General features: G+C 65.7%; 8 protein-coding genes. 4 read left to right on the forward strand and 4 right to left on the reverse strand.

Annotated features, from left to right (window positions below; all coding sequences use genetic code 11):
• Nucleotides 1–26: 26 nt before the first annotated feature.
• The 3 genes from ASG63_RS13940 (at nucleotide 27) to glgB (ending at nucleotide 9,141) form a co-directional block, all read left to right on the forward strand.
• The gene (locus ASG63_RS13940; protein ID WP_056217265.1) at nucleotides 27–3,407 is read left to right on the forward strand and encodes a maltotransferase domain-containing protein; all 3,381 of its coding nucleotides are present in this window, start codon (nucleotides 27–29) and stop codon (nucleotides 3,405–3,407) included.
• A gap of 172 nt (nucleotides 3,408–3,579) precedes the next feature.
• On the forward strand, nucleotides 3,580–6,837 hold the full coding sequence (gene treS / locus ASG63_RS13945; protein WP_056217268.1) for a maltose alpha-D-glucosyltransferase: 3,258 nt from the start codon (nucleotides 3,580–3,582) through the stop codon (nucleotides 6,835–6,837).
• On the forward strand, nucleotides 6,838–9,141 hold the full coding sequence (gene glgB, locus ASG63_RS13950; RefSeq protein ID WP_056217270.1) for a 1,4-alpha-glucan branching protein GlgB: 2,304 nt from the start codon (nucleotides 6,838–6,840) through the stop codon (nucleotides 9,139–9,141).
• A 116-nt stretch (nucleotides 9,142–9,257) separates the two neighbouring features.
• Here the strand turns inward: glgB and glgA are convergent, their stop codons facing one another.
• Both glgA and ASG63_RS13960 read right to left on the reverse strand, forming a co-directional pair.
• Complete coding sequence (gene glgA / locus ASG63_RS13955; RefSeq protein ID WP_056217274.1) at nucleotides 9,258–10,763, reverse strand: glycogen synthase GlgA; 1,506 nt, start codon at nucleotides 10,761–10,763, stop codon at nucleotides 9,258–9,260.
• A gap of 160 nt (nucleotides 10,764–10,923) precedes the next feature.
• The gene (locus tag ASG63_RS13960; protein WP_056217277.1) at nucleotides 10,924–12,552 is read right to left on the reverse strand and encodes an alpha-amylase family glycosyl hydrolase; all 1,629 of its coding nucleotides are present in this window, start codon (nucleotides 12,550–12,552) and stop codon (nucleotides 10,924–10,926) included.
• Nucleotides 12,553–13,122: 570 nt separating this feature from the next.
• Here ASG63_RS13960 and ASG63_RS13965 point away from each other — a divergent pair.
• Nucleotides 13,123–15,576: a glycogen/starch/alpha-glucan phosphorylase gene (locus ASG63_RS13965; RefSeq protein WP_156394191.1), complete on the forward strand. Its 2,454-nt coding sequence runs from the start codon at nucleotides 13,123–13,125 to the stop codon at nucleotides 15,574–15,576.
• A 132-nt stretch (nucleotides 15,577–15,708) separates the two neighbouring features.
• Here ASG63_RS13965 and ASG63_RS13970 read toward each other — a convergent pair whose 3' ends face one another.
• Both ASG63_RS13970 and ASG63_RS13975 read right to left on the reverse strand, forming a co-directional pair.
• Complete coding sequence (locus ASG63_RS13970; protein ID WP_056217283.1) at nucleotides 15,709–16,653, reverse strand: ferredoxin--NAD(+) reductase; 945 nt, start codon at nucleotides 16,651–16,653, stop codon at nucleotides 15,709–15,711.
• A gap of 67 nt (nucleotides 16,654–16,720) precedes the next feature.
• A complete protein-coding gene (locus tag ASG63_RS13975) occupies nucleotides 16,721–17,074 on the reverse strand; it encodes a hypothetical protein (RefSeq protein ID WP_056217286.1) in 354 nt (117 codons plus the stop codon).
• Nucleotides 17,075–17,136 lie beyond the last annotated feature (62 nt).

Raw genomic sequence — 17,136 nt, forward strand, 5'->3', positions numbered from 1 at the left:
GCACGCAGAGACGAAATGGAGCACGCATGAACGCACCCAGTCCCGCAACGACCGCCGCCCAGCGGACCGCCGCCGGTCAGGTGCCGCTTCCCGCCGCCCTCGCGCCCCGGGCCGAGGGGCCCCGCATCTACAACCTCTTCCCGCTTCTCGTCGGCCGGGTGTCCGCCTGGACCGCCGAACTGCCTCGGATCGCCGCCCTCGGTTTCAACTGGGTCTATCTCAATCCCTTCCACCAGACCGGTGGGTCGCGCAGCCTCTACGCCGTGGCCGATCCGGACCGTCTGGACGAGCGCTTCCGCGACCAGGACGGAACTTCGGACGACGAGCAGATCCGTCGGTTCTGCGCCGCTGCTGCGGCGCACGGTCTCAGCGTGATGACGGACCTCGTGATCAACCACACTGCGATGGATGGCCCCCTTGCCAGCCAGCGTCCGGATCTGTTCGTGCGGGATGCCGAAGGCCAGATCGAGAGCCCCTACGCGGTCGACCCCGACGATCCGTCGATACGCACGGTCTGGGGCGATCTTGCCGAACTCGACTATCATTCGGACAGTGCGCGTCGCGAACTCACCGCCTTCTGGTCGGGCTACGTCAATCGGCTGCAGGATCTCGGCGTCCAGGGCTTCCGTTGCGACGCCGCCTACAAGGTCCCGGCTACGGTGTGGCGCGACCTCATCGGTGCTGCCAAGGCGCTGGAGCCGGATTGCCTGTTCGCGGCCGAGACACTCGGCTGCACCTTCGAGGAGGCGCAATCCACCGCCGGCGCCGGGTTCGATTACCTCTTCAACAGTTTCGCCTGGTGGGACTTGAAGGCATCCTGGGCGCTGGACCAGTACGAGCGCCTGCGCGTCATCGCGCCCTCGATCGCTTTCCCCGAGAACCACGACATGGCCCGCTTTGCGGCTGACCTCGACGGCGACGCGGCGGCCGTCGCTCGTCATCTTACGGCGCGCTATGCGCTGTCGGCGTTCTTCTCGGCCGGTGTGCTGATACCGATCGGGTACGAATGGGGCTACCAGCGTGCCCTGCACGTGGTCGACACGACGCCGGAAGCGCGGGAATCGAACACCGGAATCGACATCTCGGCTTCGATCGCAGCGATTAACGCACTGCGGGCCGAACTTCCGGCTGCCAACGTCGAGGGCGCCCAGGCGCGCATCTCCTCGCCGGACGCGCCCTACGCGGCTCTGCTGCGCTTCGACACCGGACATGGCGCCTCCGCGCGCAGCGCCACGCTGGTCCTGTACAATCCGACGGAGGCTCCGGTGCCGGTGGAGCCCGGCGTCCTTCTGGCCCGGACCGGTGGCATGCTCGGCGATTTCGTCGATCGGACCCCTGAGGCGGAGCCCATCGATTTTCGCCCGGGCGTCGCCCTGACTCTGGCGTCGGGAGAAGTCCGCATTCTCGCCGCGGAGCGCGCGGACGTACAGGTTGAGCTGAAGCCGAGCACGCCCACCGGTGAGGGACGGGTGGTGATCGAGGCGGTGATGCCGGAACTCGACGGCGGTCGGTCGGCGGTCAAACGCGTCGTCGGCGAGAGCGTCCACGTCACTGCCGACATCTTCAGCGACGGCCACGAGATCATCGACGCCGAGATTCTCTCGCGGGTGGTCGGCGAGACCGAATGGCGGGCCGATCGCATGGTCTTCGTGGACAACGATCGCTGGGGCGGTCACTTCCCGCTCCTTCGCAACGCCCGCTACGAGTTCACGATCCAGGCTTGGCGCGATGGCTATTCGTCCTGGGTCCGCGACACCTTGAAGAAGCGCGACGCCAGGGTCGACGTCCGTCTGGAGACCATCGAGGGCGTGGACTTCGTGATGGGCGCGGTGGAGAACGCCGAGGGCCCGGACGGCGACCGACTGAAGGCGCTCGTGCGCGAACTCGCGGCGCAGCCGACTGGCTCTTCGGCGCAGCTCGACCTCATGCTTGCGCCCGCCAACGCGCACCTGATCCGTCGGCATGCCCCGCGCAACAACCTCTCGCGCTATCCCGTGAAGGTGCCGGTGATCGCCGACCGCCTCGCCGCCCGATTCTCGGCTTGGTACGAAATTTTCCCGCGCTCCCAGTCGATGGACGTCGACCGCCATGGCACCTTCGACGACGTGATCCGACGCTTGCCGGAGATCCGCGAACTCGGCTTCGACGTGCTGTACTTCACGCCGATCCACCCCGTCGGAAAGACCAACCGCAAGGGCAAGAACAACACCCTCAAGGCCCTGCCCGGGGATGTGGGCTCGGTCTACGCGGTCGGCTCCGAAGAGGGCGGGCACGAGGCCGTGCACCCGGATCTCGGCACCCTCGACGACTTCCGCCGCCTCGTGGCGGCGAGCCACGCCTACGGGATGGAGATCGCCCTCGACTTTGCGATCCAGTGCTCGCCCGACCATCCCTGGATCAAGAACCACCCCGAATGGTTCGAGTGGCGCCCCGACGGCACGCTGAAGTTCGCCGAGAATCCGCCCAAGAAGTACGAGGACATCTCCAACGTCCACTTCTACGGTGGCGCGCTGCCGTCCCTTTGGATCGAGCTGCGCGACATCGTCATGGGCTGGGCCGAGCTCGGCGCCCGGATCTTCCGCGTCGACAACCCGCATACGAAGCCGATCCCGTTCTGGGAGTGGATGATCGCCGAGGTGAATGCCCGCTACCCGGACGTGATTTTCCTCGCGGAGGCCTTCACCCGGCCGAAGATGATGAAGAAGCTTGCCAAGGCCGGCTATCAGCAGAGCTACACTTACTTCACCTGGCGCGACACCAAGCAGGATCTGATTGCTTATTCGACCGAGCTAGCCGGAGAGATGGGCGAATATTATCGCCCTAACTTCTTTGCCAACACGCCGGACATCAATCCGATCTACCTGCAGACCAGTGGACGGGCGGGCTTCGTCGTGCGTGCGACCCTCGCCGCCACGCTGTCGAGCGTCTGGGGCATCTACAACGGCTTCGAGATGTGCGAGGCCGAGCCCTACCCAGGCAAGGAGGAATACCTCAACTCCGAGAAGTACGAGCTGAAGGCCTGGGACTACCACCGCCCCGGCAACATCCGCGACCACATCATCAAGCTGAATCAGATCCGGCGCGACAACCCGGCCCTATGGGACTTCCGCAACGTCGTCTTCACCGGCGCCTACAACGAGCAGATCATCGGCTACGCCAAGGTGACGCCGGACGGGGACAACTGCATCTTCGTGCTGGTCAACCTCGACCCGCGCAACCGTCAAGAATGCACCTACGAGGTGCCGCTCTGGCTGCTCGGACAGCCCGATGACGGCGCGGTCGAGGTCGAGGACCTGCTCCTCGGCTACAAGTTCGCGCTGCGTGGGAAATCGCACCGGATCGCTCTCGATCCCGCAGAGCGCTCGGCGGTGATCTGGCGCCTTCGCGCCCCGAGCCGGGTTGCGTAAGCCGCGTGCCCGTGTCAGCAAAAAACCCGGCGGCCCAGGCGGGCCGTCGTCGTGTCGCCCGATTGTCGGCGCCTACCCCGCCGACGGACGCCGCGCTCGCCAGTCTCACCGCTGAGAGTGGTGCGGATGCCCCGGACACGCCCTTGAACTCGACGCATGAGGCAACGACGCGATGATCGATCGCAGCGATCCGCAATGGTACCGTGACGCCATCATCTACCAGATCCACGTCAAGTCGTTCTTCGACTCCAACAACGACGGGATCGGCGATTTCGAGGGCCTGACGCAGAAGCTCGACTATGTCCGCGACCTCGGTGTCACGGCCATCTGGCTGATGCCGTTCTATCCGTCGCCCCTGCGCGACGACGGTTACGACATCGGCGACTATCGCGAGGTGAATCCCTCCTACGGAACGATGGAGGAGTTCCGGAAGTTCGTGGACGCCGCGCACGAGCGCGGCCTGCGGGTGATCACCGAGCTCGTCATCAACCACACCTCGGACCAGCACCCCTGGTTCCAGCGGGCCCGCGAGGCCCCGGCCGGTTCGCCGGAGCGCGACTTCTACGTCTGGTCGGACACCGACACCCCATACTCGGACACGCGCATCATCTTCCTCGACACCGAGGTCTCGAACTGGACCTGGGACCCAGTCGCGAAGCAGTACTTCTGGCACCGCTTCTACAGCCACCAGCCGGACCTGAACTTCGACAACCCGGCCGTGCTCGAGGCGGTCATCGAGGTCATGCGCTACTGGCTGGACATGGGCGTGGACGGCCTGCGCCTCGACGCGATCCCCTACCTGATCGAGCGGGATGGCACGAACTGCGAGAACCTTCCCGAGACCCACACGGTCATCAAGGCCATCCGCACTGCGCTCGACGCGAGCTATCCCGACCGCATGCTGCTCGCCGAAGCCAACCAGTGGCCCGAGGAGACCGCGCAGTATTTCGGCGACGGCGACGAGTGCCACATGGCATTCCACTTTCCGCTGATGCCGCGCATGTACATGGCGATCGCCCGGGAGGACCGGCATCCGATCACCGACATCATGCGCCAGACGCCGGAGATCCCCGAGGGCTGTCAGTGGGCGATCTTCCTGCGAAACCACGACGAGCTGACCCTCGAAATGGTGACGGCCGAGGAGCGCGACTACCTCTGGTCGTTCTACGCCGCCGAGCGACGCGCCCGCATCAACCTCGGCATCCGGCGCCGCCTCGCACCCCTGCTGGAGAACGACCGCCGCAAGATCGAGCTGATGAAGTCCCTCGTCCTGTCGATGCCCGGTACGCCGGTGCTCTATTACGGCGACGAGATCGGCATGGGCGACAACATCTACCTCGGTGACCGCGACGGCGTGCGCACGCCCATGCAGTGGTCGCCGGACCGCAACGGCGGCTTCTCGCGGGCGAACCCGCAGAAGCTGTTCCTGCCTTCCGTGCAGGACCCGATCTACGGCTTCGACGCGATCAACGTCGAGGCACAGACCCAGTCGCAGACCAGCCTGCTGAACTGGACGCGTCGGATGATCGCGATCCGCAACAATTCGGTGGCTTTGGGCCGCGGCGGCATGCAGTTCCTGTATCCCTCGAACCGCAAGGTCCTGGCCTGGATTCGCGAGTTCGAGGGCGAGCGCGTCCTCTGCGTCGCCAACCTGTCGCGGGCGCCGCAGGCGGTGCAACTCGACCTATCGGAACTCCGCAGTGCTGTGCCGATCGAGCTGACCGGCGGTTCGGAGTTCCCGGCCATCGGCGAACTACCCTACCTGCTCACCCTGCCGTCCTACGGCTTCTACTGGTTCTCCCTCAGCGCGGCGAACGCCGGGAGCATCGGCCCGCAGCCGGAACTGCCGGAACTCTTCACCCTCGTCCTCACCGGCGGCATCGAGACCCTGATGGCCGGGCGCGAGCGCACGGCGTTCGAACGAACCGTCGCTCCGCGCTTCATCGCCACCCGCCGTTGGTTCGCCGCCAAGGGCTCGCGCATCAAGTCGGTGCAGGTCACCGACAGCGCGGCGCTGAAGGACAGCACCGGCGAGGCGAAGTTTCTTCTGCCCCGCGTCGCGGTCCACCTCTCCACCGGCGAGCGGCAGGACTACTTCGTACCGGTGGCCGTCGATGAGGGCCGCGAGGACGAGGCGATGCTTCAGCACGCCGTGGCCCGCGTACGCCGCGGTCCGCGCACCGGCCTGCTGCTCGGAGCGGCGGCTTCGCCGAGCTTCGCGGTCGCGATGATCGAGAGCATGCGCGAGGGTCGTGAGATCCCCACCGAGACCGGGCGCCTCGTGTTCTCGACCACCTCCGCCTTCGACAGCGACGTCACCGTCGAGGCCGGCGAAGTCCGGTCGCTCAACGCCGAGCAGAGCAACACCTCGATCGCCATCGGATCGAAGATGATGCTCAAGCTCCTGCGCCGCCTGCAGACCGGGATCCATCCGGAGATCGAGGTCGGTCGCTTCCTCACCGAGACCGCGCATTTCCATAACACGCCGGCGCTCCTTGGCGTTCTCGAACACGTCGACGCAAGAGGTACCCGCACGGCGCTCGCAGTGCTGCAGAAGTTCGTGCCGAACCAGGGCGACGCCTGGACGCTCATGCTGGAAGGCCTGCGCCGCGACTTCGATACCGTAGTGCTGGCTCCGGAGAGCGAAGCGCCGTCCCCAGCCGAGGCCTTCGAGACACATCTGCGCTGGGCAATCCTCCTCGGTCGCCGCACGGCCGAGATGCACAACGCGTTCGCGGTCGAGACCGACGACCCGGCCTTCGCGGCCGAGCCCTTCGACCACGCCGACCTCTACGCCCTCGGCGATGACACCCGCCGCCAGGCGGAGCGGGCCTTCCGCGGTCTCGACGGCCTCGCGGGCCGCGCCTCCAACGCGGCGAGCACCGAATTGGCGGGTCGCCGCCACGAGGTCGAGGCGGCGATCGAGACCCTCACCGCCAAGGCACCTCAGGGCGCCATGAAGACCCGCATCCACGGTGACTATCACCTCGGGCAGGTGCTGGCGGCCGAGGCCGATCTCATCATCGTCGACTTCGAGGGCGAACCTTCGCGGGCCGCCGACGAGCGCCGAATCAAATCGACGCCCCTGCGCGACGTCGCCGGCATGCTGCGCTCCTTCGCGTACGGCGCCGAGACCGTAACTCGCGGAATCGCAGCCCGCTTCTCGGATTCCGAGGAGCGTGCCCGTCGGGCCTCGATCGCCTGGCGCGGCATGATCGATGCCGCCTTCCTCGACGGTTACCGCGAGGCCGTCTCGGTGAGCCGGGCCGCCGTGACAGATCCCGAGACCGAGAGCCGCCTCCTCAAACTCTCCCTGCTGACGAAGGCGCTCTACGAGGTCGATTACGAAGCCAACAACCGTCCGGACTGGATCGAAATCCCCGCCCGTGGGGTTCTCAACATTCTGGACGAGATCAAGAAAGGCGTTTGAATGATGGGCATCGACGAGACGTTCGCGAGCAGGACGGGCCAAGCGTCCGGCACCTCAAAATCGGCGGACGTTGCGCCCGTTGCCCCCCGGGCGCCGCAGGCGGCGGCGCCCGAGACCGGTTCTCTCCACCCGGACGCGATCGCCGCCATCATGGCGGCGAACCATGGCGATCCGTTCTCGGTGCTGGGCCCCCATCAGGTCGGTCCGGGTCAGTGGGAGATCCGTGCCGTCCTGCCCGAGGCAAAATCCGCCAGCCTCCTCGTGGGCGGCCGGCGCATCCCATTCGAGCGCAAGCACCCGGACGGCTTCTTCATCGCACGCCTGCCGAGCGAGGGGCGCCCACTCTACGAACTGTCCGTCGAGACCTGGGATGGCGTGGAGCGCTCGCGCCATGACCCCTATGGATTCGGCTCCTCCCTGCACCAGGAGGACATCGACAACCTGCGCGAGGTCGGCAGTAACGTCACCTACCGCATCCTCGGTGCGCAGCATCGCCCCGTCGACGGCATCGACGGTTTTCGCTTCGCGGTCTGGGCGCCGAATGCCCGCCGTGTGAGCGTCGTTGGCGACTTCAACAACTGGGATGGCCGTCGACATCCCATGCGGCTCTGGCAGAATGGCGGGATCTGGGAGCTGTTCATCCCCGGCCTGAAGGCCGGCGCGCACTACAAGTACGAGATCCGTGGCGCCGATGGATCGCTCCTGCCCCTCAAGGCCGATCCCGTCGCCTTTGCGGCCCAGAAGCCGCCCGAGACCGCCTCCGTTCTCCAGGGTACGAACGATCCTGCGTGGCACGACGAGAAGTGGATGGCGACGCGTGGGGCGAAGGACCCGCGCCATATCCCCATCTCGATCTACGAGGTTCATCTCGGTTCCTGGGCGCGCGTCGCCGAGGAGGGAAACCGCTACCTGACCTACCAGGAACTGGGTGAACGCCTGATTCCCTACGTGAAGGAAATGGGCTTCACCCATATCGAGATGCTGCCGATCACGGAGTACCCCTTCGACGGATCATGGGGTTACCAGCCCGTGTCGTTGTTCGCGCCGACGAGTCGCTTCGGTACGCCGGACGACTTCGCCGCCTTCGTGGATGCGGCCCACGCGGCTGGGATCGGCGTCATGCTCGACTGGGTCCCGGGCCACTTCCCCCTCGATGCACACGGCCTGGGCCAGTTCGACGGTACGCACCTCTACGAGCACGCCGACCCAAGGCAGGGCTTCCACCAGGATTGGGGCACCTACATCTACAATTTCGGCCGGACGGAAGTATCCAGCTTTCTGGCCGCCAATGCACGGTTCTGGCTCGAGCTTTACCACCTCGATGGCCTGCGCGTGGATGCCGTCGCATCGATGCTTTACCTCGACTACTCCCGTCGTCAGGGCGAGTGGATTCCGAACCTCTACGGTGGCAACGAGAATCTCGACGCCATCGAGTTCCTGCGCAAGACCAACGAGGCAACCTACGCCCATGCACCCGGCACTCTGACGGTGGCTGAGGAGTCCACCTCCTGGCCGGGCGTCTCGCACCCGACCTATACGGGGGGCCTCGGCTTCGGATTCAAGTGGAACATGGGGTGGATGCACGACACCCTGAACTTCGTCTCGAAGGAGACGATCCACCGGCGCTACCACCACCACGACCTGACCTTCGGTCTGCTCTACGCATTCTCGGAGAACTTCATTCTGCCGCTGTCACACGACGAGGTGGTGCACGGGAAAGGTTCGCTCCTCGGCAAGATGCCGGGCGACCGCTGGCAGAAATTCGCGAACCTTCGCGCCTACTACGGCTTCATGTGGGGCCATCCTGGAAAGAAGTTGCTCTTCATGGGCTGCGAGTTCGGCCAGGAGAAGGAGTGGAATCACAACCAGAGCCTCGACTGGCACCTTCTGGAAGACGGGCTGCACCAGGGCGTCAAGGATCTGATCCGCGACTTGAACCATCTCTACACGGCGACGCCAGCCCTCCATAGCCGGGACACCGAGGCCGGTGGCTTCCAGTGGCTGGTGTCTGACGATCAGGACAACAGCGTCATCGCTTGGGCCCGGAAAGGTCGCGAGCCCAATGAGATTGCGGTCGTCGTGTCCAACTTCACGCCAGTGCCGCGCGAGGGATACAGGGTCGGCGTTCCCGCCGAGGGCTTCTATCGGGAAGCGATCAACTCGGATGCGGAGCGTTACGGCGGTTCGAACGTCGGCAACATGGGCGGCGTTCAGGCCGAAGCCGTGCCGAGCCACGGCCAGCCCTATTCCGTGTCTCTGACGATTCCGCCCCTCGCGACGACGATTTTTCTCCGAGAGGGATAGGAGCGTATGCCGTTCGTCCCGCCCTTCGGGATGGGACGTGGCACCCGCAGACACGAACACAGCCGGCGGGTGTCCCCGCCGGCTGTGTTCGTCTCATTGATGTGGACGTACCGAGATCAGGCGGCGCGCAGGCGCAGACCGGCCGTATTGCCGAAGGCACGAGCGTAGAGAGAGGCGTAGTTCATCGCGGCCTGGTCCCAACCGAACGAACGCGACATGGCGTGGCGACGCATCGCGTTCAGCCGCTTCTTTTGCGCGAAGGTGTCGAAAGCGCGCCGGATGGCGCCGGAGAAGCCCCGCGCGGAAGCCTCACCGAAAGTGAAGCCGGTGACGCCGTCCTCGACCGTGTCGGCGAGGCCGCCGGTGCGGTGAACGATCGGCAGGGACCCGAAACGCTGGGCGTACATCTGGGCGAGGCCGCAGGGCTCGAAGCGGGACGGCATCAGCAGAAAGTCGCTCCCCGCGAACATGCGGCGGGCATCGCGCTCCTCGAAGCCAACATGCACGCCGACGGAGGAGGGGTAACGGCGGGCAAGGTCGCGCAGCGCGCCCTCGAACCGACCCTCGCCCTGACCGATCACCACCAACTGGCCGCCCTCGGCGACGATCGACTCGGCCGCGCCGATGCTGAGATCGATGCCCTTCTGGTGCACGAGGCGGGAGACAACGGCAAAGAGGGGGCCGCGCGACACGGCCAGACCGAACTGTCGGCGGACGGTCTCGGCGTTGGCGCGCTTGCCCTTCCAGTCGTCGATCTCGAAGCGGGCGGCGAGATGCGGGTCAGTGCGGGAGTCCCAGCTCTCGTCAATGCCATTAAGGATGCCGGCGAGACGACCTTGCGCGGCTCGAGTTCGCAGAAGGCCGTCGAGGCCGCAGCCCGATTCCTGCGTGATGATTTCCCGGGCGTAGGTCTCGCTGACGGTCGTGACGTGCGAGGCGTAATAGAGCCCGGCCTTGAGAAAGGAGAGCTGCCCGTAGAACTCGACGCCATCCATCCGGAAGGCATCCTCGGGGATGCCGAGACGCCCGAGGGCCTCACGCGGGAAGACGCCCTGATAGGCGAGATTGTGCACCGTGAGGATGCTCGGCACCCGCAACCCGCTCCATGCGAGGTAGGCGGGGGCAAGGGCTGCTTGCCAGTCGTTCAGGTGTAGCAGATCCGCGGCCCAAGTCGGGTCGATGCCGCGCGCGATTTCCGCGGCCGCGAGGCTCAGGCGGGCGAAACGGATGTCGTTGTCCCCGAAGTCGCCCTGAGCGTTGCCGTAGGGCGTCCCATCCCGCTGATAGAGGTCTGCGTTGAGGATGACGTAGACTTTGAGCCCGTCGGTGGTCTCCACGAGTCCGAGATCGCTGGGCGGAATGCCGGCCTGGGCCGGCAACTGTGCGACGACCGGAATGTTATCGAACTGCTCGATGACCTGTCGATATCCCGGAATCACGACGCGGACATCGTAATGCCTGCGCAGGGCCCGCGGAAGGGAGCCTGCGACTTCCCCGAGGCCGCCCGTCTTCACGAAGTCGGCCATCTCCGGCGTAGCGAAGAGGATACGGGGCTGGAGTTGATGACGGGATCTGGGGCTGTGGTGGAGGTCGATGGGGTCTTGCTGGTCCGCCACGCTCATGAATACGTTCCCGCGTCGAGCGGTGGGCGGGAACGGAGAGCGAGAGCCCAGCATCGACGTCGACCTCGTGAACGCAGCGTGATGGCTATTGTTCCGTTGCGTTGCACAATTCAAGCCACGTCCAGGAACTTTCTCGTTTTGCGACGAATGTGCCCGCTTTTTACACGGTGACGTGATGTCGGGGGTAAGCCCCGGCAGGGTCCCGGAGCAGGATCAAACCCTCATCGGCTTCGAGGACCATAGCGTCATCGGACCGGCTAATGGGCCGGTCCGGGCGCGTCGAAAGGAGAATGGCCCAGGTACTACCGTCTTCGGCGGTATCGATGATGGTTTGCCGCGATGCACTGAAGTTCAGCAATATGCGGAGCGTCGCATCACCGTCGTGCCGCTCATAGGCAAAGACGAACGCCGTTGAGGAGGGAAGGCTGCGAAATCCTCCGGTCGAGAGGGCGGTATGATCCCGGCGCAGGCGCAGGAGGCGGCGATAGAGGGTGAGAAGCGATCGGGCATCATCGCACTGGCACTCGACGTTCCGGGTTGCCGCATCCGGGCTCAACGGGAGCCAGGGCTCTCCTGCACTGAAACCAGCGTGGAACGAGTCGTCCCACTGCATCGGCGTGCGTTCCGGGTCGCGGCCATGGCCCGGCTCGTTGCGCTCCCAGGGATCCTGGACGCGGTCCGGTGGAATGGTCACGTGGGCGAGACCGATCTCGTCGCCGTAATAAAGGGTGGGCGTGCCGCGCAGGGTCAGCAGAAGCATCGCCGCGATGCCGGCCTGCGCGGCGCCGACCCGTGCCGCGATCCTGGACTGGTCATGGTTGCCGAGCACCCAGTTTGGCCAACCGCCAGGGGGGAGGGCGTTCTCGTAGGCGATTACGAGCTCGGCCACCGAGTGGGCGTTCCAGGGCGTCTGGATAAGCTGGAAGTTGAAGGGCAGATCGACGCCTGCCAGATCGGCACCGTAATAGGCTACGAGGCGCTCGACGGGCAGGTAGATCTCGCCGATCAGAACGCGCTCCCCGTAGGGCGCCAGCACGGCCCGCATCTCGGCGATGACATCGAAGATCTCCGGACGATCGGCGGAGTAGACCTGGGCGAATCGATTGATCTCAGCCTGTCCGGCGCTGAACCCCGGATTCTCGGGATTGTCGCGGAATCCCTCATCCTTCATCAGGTGCCAGATCACATCGACGCGGAAGCCGTCCACGCCGCGGTCAAGCCAGAAGCGAAGTACGTCATGCATCGCCGCGCGAACGCTCGGGTTGCGCCAGTTCAGGTCCGGCTGCTCGCGCAGGAAGGCATGGTAGTAGTATTGCCCGGTCGCTTCGTCGAGGGTCCAGGCAGGGCCGCCGAAATTGCTGATCCAGTTGTTCGGCGGGCCTCCATCGGGAGCGGGATCGCGCCAAATATACCAGTCCCGCTTGGCGCTTGTGCGGGCGCTGCGGCTGTCCGCGAACCACGGATGGGCGATCGAGGTGTGGTTCGGGACGAAATCGAGGATCATCTTGAGCCGCCTGAAATGGGCTTCCGCCACCAAGGCGTCGAAATCCTCCAGTGTTCCGAACAGCGGGTCGACGCCGCAGTAATCCGCGACGTCGTAACCGAAATCCGCCATCGGAGAGGGATAGAACGGCGAGATCCAGACGGCGTCGACGCCGAGCCAGGCTAGGTAGTCGAGGCGGCGGGTGATGCCGCGCAGGTCCCCGATTCCATCCCCGTCGCTATCCTGGAAGGAGCGCGGGTAGACCTGATAGACGGTGCCGCTCTTCCACCAGACCGTATCCGCCATGCAATCCTCCGGCGACGCGTCCCGATCGCGTCCGGGCCGGACCCTAGCCGCAGACGGGACCCTGCGCGACCCGTTCGATCCGAAGGGCGTTCAGACAATATTCGAACGTGGTGTGGTCTCATTCCCGCACGGTTTGGCTGGGACTGTCGGACACCGTGACGCAGGTTTGAACGCTGGTGCAGGACTGTGGTCTCGACGGCGGCCCCACAGGGCACGTTCGCACAAGCAATGCTCCGCATCCTAAAGGGGTACCGAATTCTCAGGATGGGTGGAGTGCGGGAAAACGGCTCCGGCGCGACGATCGGACACCAGACCAGAGGACGATCGCGGGTCCGGTGCAGCCCATACGGCACCGGTCCGTGAGACGAGACGAGGGGACGAGGCCGAACGCAGAACAGGAATGCCCGAGCGCATGATAGCCCCAGGGTTGTCATCCCGTCAGCGGCGTCCAAGTTTCACGGCCGAGAGGGGGACTGACACGTGCTGAAAGACAAACTCATCGGACGAGACAATTCCGACGCCACCGTTTCCTCGGAGGCCTCGGACGTGGCTCAGCGATCGCCTTCGCCGATGGCGCAAGAACGCACCCGACCGGTGCGCAAGTCATCCGGCGACGCGGTGGCGGACCTGCGGGAGGCCATCCTGGCCAAGCTGGTCTACGCCATCGGAAAAACGCCTTCGACCGCACGTGAGCGCGACTGGTTCGCCGCGACGGCACTCGCCCTGCGCGACCGGGTCGTCGATGCTTGCCACGATGCCGACGGGTCGATCCCGAACAAGCGGGTCTATTACCTGTCCCTGGAGTTCCTCATCGGTCGTCTCCTCTCCGACGCCATGAACAATCTCGGCCTCGTCGAGACCACCCGCGCGGCCCTGCGCGAACTTGGCGTGCAGCTCGGCGACGTGGAAGCGGCGGAGCCGGATGCTGCGCTGGGCAATGGCGGCCTCGGGCGCCTCGCCGCCTGCTTTATGGAAAGCATGGCGAGCCTATCGATTCCCGCTATCGGCTATGGCATTCGCTACGATCACGGCCTCTTCCGGCAGTCCCTGGAGGACGGTTGGCAAAAGGAAGCCCCGGAGACCTGGCTCGCGGAGGGTAACCCGTGGGAATTTCCGCGGCCCGACGCGACCTACACCATCGGCTTCGGTGGCCATGTCACGATGTCGGCGGTCTCTGACGGCGTGATTCGCCGCCATTGGCATCCGGCCGAAACGGTTCGGGCGGTGGCCCATGACGTGCCGGTGGTCGGTTGGCGGGGACGCCATGTGAATACGCTGCGCCTCTGGAAGGCCGAGGCCAAGGTGCCTGTCGATCTGGCCCGGTTCAATGGCGGCGATCATGTGGGCGCCGTCGCGGGGCGTGCCCGTGCCGAGGCGATCTCCCGCGTACTCTACCCGAGCGACTCGTCCGCCGAGGGCCAGGAGCTGCGCCTTAGGCAGGAATACTTCTTCACCTCGGCGTCGCTGCAGGATCTGGTGCGCCGGCATGCGGCCGAGCGCGGCGATCTGCGCTCGCTCCCCGACCATGCCGCGATCCAGCTCAACGATACGCATCCCGCTATCGCAGTGCCGGAACTCATGCGCCTTCTCCTCGAGGATCACGGGTTCAATTGGGAGGATGCCTGGCACGTCACCACGCATACCCTCGGCTACACGAACCATACGCTCCTGCCGGAGGCGCTGGAGACCTGGCCGGTCGAGCTGATGGAGCGCGTGCTGCCGCGGCACATGCAGATCATCTACCTGATCAACTGGATGCACCTCGAAGAGCAGGGCAAGCAGGGCCGGGGTTCCGCCGAGAAGCTCGCCGCCGTGTCGCTCATCGACGAGACCCACGGCAAGCGGGTCCGCATGGGCCATCTCGCTTTCCTGGGGGCGCGCAGGGTCAACGGCGTTTCCGCCCTGCATACCGATCTGATGCGCTCGACGGTGTTCAAGGAGCTCCACGCCCTCGACACCGACAAGATCGTGAACAAGACCAATGGCATCACCTTCCGGCGCTGGCTCCACAACGCCAATCCGGAGCTCACCGCCCTTGCCGTCGAGGCGGTCGGACCGGAAGTGCTCGATACGCCGGAACGGCTCTCCGGCTTGGCCGACGTCGCGTCCGACGCGAACTTCCAGTCCCGCTACGCGGCCATGCGCCGTGCGCGGAAGGCGGCTCTCGCGCAGGTGGTGGCCGATCGCACCGGTATCACGGTCGATCCGTCTGCCCTGTTCGACGTCCAGATCAAGCGCATCCACGAATACAAACGCCAGCTCCTCAACGTGATCGAGACCGTTGCCCTGTATCAGGCAATCAAGGCTGATCCGAAGGCCGCTTGGACGCCACGCGTGAAGATTTTTGGCGGCAAGGCTGCGCCAAGCTACGTCCAGGCCAAGCTCATCATCAAACTCGCCTGTGACGTAGCCAAGGTGGTCAACGCCGATCCGGACGTGGCGGGCCGCCTGAAGGTGGTCTTCTTGCCGAACTACTCGGTCAGCTTGGCGGAAGCGATCATCCCCGCCGCTGACCTCTCCGAGCAGATCTCCACGGCCGGCATGGAGGCCTCCGGCACCGGGAACATGAAGCTCGCCCTCAACGGCGCGCTGACCATCGGCACTCTTGATGGTGCCAATATTGAGATCCGTGACCATGTCGGCGCGGACAACATCTTCATCTTCGGCCTTGATGCGGCCGGAGTGCAGGCGCGGATGGCCGAGCCGAACTACGCCGAGGTCGCCATCGCCGCTTCGCCCCGCCTGAAAGCCGCTCTCGACCTCATCGAGGCTGGAGGCTTTTCGCCCGAGGAGCCGGACCGCTTCCGACCGATCGTCGACGACCTGCGCCACAACGACCGTTATCTTCTCACCGTCGACTTCGACGATTACTGGCGCGTGCAGCGCTCGGTGGATCGGGCTTGGAGTGATCCGAAGACCTGGTGGCGGACGGCCATCCTCAACACCGCCCGGATGGCGTGGTTCTCCTCCGATCGTTCCATGCGGGAATATGCCGAGGAAATCTGGCGGGTTCGGCTCGGCTGATCCGCCCGGTCTGCCCGGTTCTCAAGATGGGCCCGGGCAGGTCACGGCCGCAATCTTGAAAAACAAATGAGCTGCATTCCCGGGGGATGCAGCTCATTTCGTTCGATCGCCTCAGCATGGACGAATACCGGGTCAGATGCCGGCGTCGATCAGGATCGGATGGCACCGGGCACCGGTCGTCGCAGCGAGCACCTCGACGGCCCCGACCGTCGAGGCGTCCCCGGCAACGTGAACCACATCTGTGCTGCGCAGCGACGGCAGGTGAGCGGTGAGGGGACCGGGACGAACTTCGGGCGGGCGCTGGCGGGCACGATCCGATACGGTGACGATTCGGGTCACGCCGGTCGCACGCAGCCAATCCAGGGCCGGTCGCATGTAGAGATCGAGGGGATTGCGCGCACCCACCACCAGGATGATTTCGCGGGCCGGTTCGATGTAGCGCGCTGCATGGGCGATGGACCAGATTGGTGCGAAGCCGGTCTCTGACGCAACGAGAACGAGGCGTCCGCCCCCGGCGCGGTAGTAGCCGCGGCCGACAGGGCCTTTCACCTTCACCGGGTGGTCGCAAGCGAGAGCGTCTACCAATTCGTGCCCAAGACCGAATCCGTCGCGATCCTGCCGCAGATGGAACACCAGTTCGTCGAGCTCGGCCGATCCGTCGACACGCAGCGTTGGGCTCAAGGTGACGGGCGCGAAATTCTCGAAGGTGACGTCGACCCCGTGTCCCGGCTCCAGGGCGAGCCGACGGGTGATCGTGACGACGACCTGAAAGGTATGCGAACCGAGGGCGGTGATCTCGGTGACCGTACCGGTCCGCTTCTGTACGGCGGTAGGCCGGCTCGGCAGCACGAGGCGAGCGGGCGGCTCTATGGCAGCCGCGCGAGGTAGTGAGAGCTTGATGGCCTCACCGCGATGCGCGCGAGTTTGAGCCCGACGTGGGGCAGGGCCGATGCCCTGGCCACCGGCTCCGGGGGTGGCAGCGATCATCCCATCGGCGAGAGCGGCTTCCAGCGGGGTGTCGCCGGTGGAAACGCGCACGGACTTGCCGTTGACGACGAGCGAGCAGCGGGCGCTCATGGTCGTCCTTCAGGTGTGGGGAATGGGGTGGGCGCGTCGCATAAGGCTCGCCGGGCGAACCCTCGCCTCAGCGCGGTTCGTTGAGCAGATGATCGACGAGGGCGGCCCAACGGTCACGGACCGCCTGTGCCTCGGGTGACAGCGGCTCGGCGCCGTCGATCCGGCTGATGCAGGCGCGGAGCCGTTCGGCCTCGCGACGCTCGGCCCCAAGCACGGCTTTCATAACCATGACCTCGGCCTTGAGCCGCGATACCTCACCTGCCGCGGCCGTAACCGTCGTCGCGATCGCGACCGGTGCGGAAGCCGGGGCCTCGGGGGGTGCCGCGACGTCGGGCACCGCGCGAAGTGGGCGCGCCATCAAGCGTCGGACGAGGCCGGTGTCGATCTCGTCGTCCACGATTCGCAACGCAGCCTGCGCCATGACCCCATCTCCTTCGGCCGGCGCGTCGCACCTTGCCGCCCGCACATCAACTCGAAGCTGAG

The organism is Methylobacterium sp. Leaf94 (genome assembly GCF_001426045.1).
GTDB lineage: Bacteria > Pseudomonadota > Alphaproteobacteria > Rhizobiales > Beijerinckiaceae > Methylobacterium.